Raw genomic sequence first — 3,104 nt, forward strand, 5'->3', positions numbered from 1 at the left:
GTGAAGCAGGTCGCAAAGGTGGACAGTCAGGTGGCAAAGGTGGCTCCGAGGATGAAGATAAATCTTCTTCCCGCACACATAGCAAAGGTGGTTCCAAAGATGAATCTTCCTCTACCCGTGGCGGTACATCTGAGCAACATGCGAAAGCAGGCAGCCAAAGCCATAAAAATCGCTAACCAGCAATAGCAACGACGAGCAGATTCATCTGCTCGTTATTTTTGTGGCAACACAAGTAATGATGTGTTGGCTAATCCTGGCATTACTCTTCATTTACTACTCAGCCTAAAAGGGAGTTACTATGAGTACTCATACACAAAGAAACGTAGTGTTATCTTCACGCACAGATTGGTGGACAATTAATTGGAGCGCTGTTTTTGCGAGTCTGGTTTTTATTTATGCCTTAAGCTGGCTGATATTCACTCTCAGCGCGGCCATTGGCTTCAGTATCGTCGAGGTTCCCGATATCAAAGATATCGATACCAAGTCAGAAGGATTAACCATTAGTTTTGCATTATATGGATGGTATATTGTGACTGCCTTTATCGTATATTTTCTAGGCGGCATCCTGGCTGGCAAGCTTTCGGGTAATACTGATCGCCGTGCAGCTACCTTGCATGGCGTAGTGGTGTGGTCAATTACCATTATTATTGCCGTAATATTGGCCTCTATGGGAGTTAGCGGCTTATTGAGTTCTGCAGCCGGGGCAATAAAAACCACAGCTACAGCTGGCACGAATTTAACGCAAGCAGTTTCATCCGGTAAAGAAGGAGCAACTTCACAATTACCTTCTTCCTTACAGCCTTTAATTGGTTCAATAAAACAAGGCATTAAAAAAGGAGCTTCTCAAGATGAACAAAAATTAGAGAAAGCTGCCGAACAAATTGATCCACAAGCTTTAGGTTTAATCGCGGGCGCATTAATACGCGGTGATGAGAAGGAGGCAAAGGAAATTATCACGAGCAATACCAATTTAGATGAAAAAGAAGTGAATGAACTGATCAGCTCAGTAAAAACCAAAGCGGATAAAGTCGGTAAAGATATTCAGAGGAAAGCTGATCAAGCCAGAGAGTATGCAGCTGGGATTCTTTGGTTAATGGTCATAAGTTATATTGTAGCTTTAATTGCAAGTATTTATGGTGCCAGATATGGAGCCAGGAAATTAGCTTCTTCTGTTCAGCAAGCTTAATCTATACAAAATAAAAGCAGCAGATCTCTGCAGCGTTTGTTGCAGAGATTTTCATTTGTGGGGTTACTACTAGCCTCATTTCTCCACACTGAATCTGCGCGCTCATAAACAAGAGGGCTTACTCTATCCATTTGCTTGGTTGAGATTGGTTGCCAGTAGCTCATTTCGTTGTATTGCTACTCGTCTGCTATACACAAGAGGAGAGGAGGGCGCTACCTAAACATTAGGGTTTCTTTTCCAGTCACCAACCTGCTTTTCTGCTTCTTCCTTACTGATGCCATATTTTTTCTGAATATCACCAATCAACTTTTCACGTTTCCCAGCAATTCTCTCGCAATCATTGTCATTAAATTTGCCCCATTGCTCCTTGACTTTACCTATTAAATATCTCCACTTACCTTCTATTTTATCCCAGCTCATCTCGCAGCTCCTTTTCAAGTTTTAATTAAGTTTTTACTGCTTAATGCTGTTCCATCGAACATCTATAAAATGCACCAGAATTGGTTCGCGTATAACGTTATACATACTAATTACGGATATTTAAAACATTGTAATGCTGACATGAAGGTACTTCTGTGCGCTAGGGAACATTGTAATCGACTTAATGTTATCTTTACTTCAGGTAAATTTTTTCAGTTGGACATTAGTTATCAACCTTTAACATTTAATACCTGCTTCAAGGTATGCTTGATCTTCACCAGATCATTTTGATTTCCCATGACTTGATCAATATCCTTGTAAGCAGCCGGAATCTCATCAATTTTTGATTCATCTTTAGGGCATTCAATACCTTTTGTCTGCTCTGCCAAATCAGCAATGGTATAAATCATTTTTGCCTCATTCCTGCTCAGCCTTCTTCCTGCACCATGAGAGCATGAATGAAAAGACTCATCATTGCCAAGTCCTTCGACGATATATGATTTTGCTCCCATACTGCCCGGAATAATGCCTAAATCACCTTTTCTTGCTCTGATTGCGCCCTTACGTGTCACAAGCACATTTGTCCCGAAGTGATTCTCTCTTGCGACATAATTGTGATGGCAGTTTATGGCTTTATTGGTAATGGTAAATGATGGAAGAAATTTACTCATACACTGCAATAAAATATCCATCATGACCTGCCTGTTAAGTTCAGCAAACTCCTGTGCCCATGACACAGCATTAACATAATCATCGTATATTTCAGTATGCTCAACCAGGTAGGCTAAATCTTTATTGGGAAGTTTATCGAAGATGAAGTATCGTTCCATTTCCTCCTTGGCTTTTTCAATGAAATATGAGCCTATTCTGTTACCTACTCCCCTTGAGCCTGAGTGAAGCATTGCCCAAACATAATCAGCTTCATCTATGCATATCTCAATAAAATGGTTCCCGGTGCCAAGGGTACCCAAGTGAGTTATAGTGTTATACCCTTTGGCTTTACGATGTTTAGTAATGGTTTCTTCATATTCATCAGAAAGAAACATATTCCAACAATAAGAAATACGCTCAATTGGATTCCCCCATGCTCCCCTGTCTCCACTCTCCCCGTTACTGGTTCTTACATGAGGTATTCTTTTCTCAATCTCTGAACGCAATTCATAGAGGCTATCAGGCAGCATTGAAGCTTTCAACGATGTTTTAACTGCCATCATTCCGCAACCAATATCCACTCCCACAGCAGCCGGAATGATTGCTCCTTTGGTCGGAACAACCGATCCAATAGTTGATCTAATGCCAGCATGCACATCAGTCATTACAGCAATATGCTTATGGATGAATGGAAGTGTTGATAGATCGGATAGTTGATCTAATGTGGGTTGGTCAACTTCATCAGTCCAGATTTTTGGTAACGTAGAGTTTGAGAGACTTGAGAGTATAAAAGAGAGTTGCCCTCCAATATAGTGTTTGGTTTTTTGCATAAACGAAACCCTAAAAG

At 40.8% G+C, this 3,104-nt stretch carries 3 protein-coding genes; 1 reads left to right on the plus strand and 2 read right to left on the minus strand.

The window, feature by feature from the left end; genetic code table 11:
* Nucleotides 1-298: 298 nt before the first annotated feature.
* Entirely contained in the window at nt 299-1,186 is an 888-nt protein-coding gene (locus tag BM122_RS20835) for a hypothetical protein (RefSeq protein ID WP_074907543.1), read from the plus strand.
* A 216-nt stretch (nt 1,187-1,402) separates the two neighbouring features.
* On the opposite strand, the gene BM122_RS20840 is transcribed toward BM122_RS20835, so the two are convergent.
* Nucleotides 1,403-1,606, minus strand: coding sequence for a CsbD family protein (locus BM122_RS20840; protein ID WP_074907544.1), 204 nt, complete (start codon nt 1,604-1,606; stop codon nt 1,403-1,405).
* A gap of 230 nt (nt 1,607-1,836) precedes the next feature.
* The coding region (locus tag BM122_RS20845) for an RtcB family protein (RefSeq protein ID WP_218152210.1) at nt 1,837-3,104 on the minus strand (1,268 nt) is incomplete at its 5' end.

The organism is Nitrosomonas communis (assembly GCF_900114745.1).
Lineage (GTDB): Bacteria > Pseudomonadota > Gammaproteobacteria > Burkholderiales > Nitrosomonadaceae > Nitrosomonas > Nitrosomonas communis_A.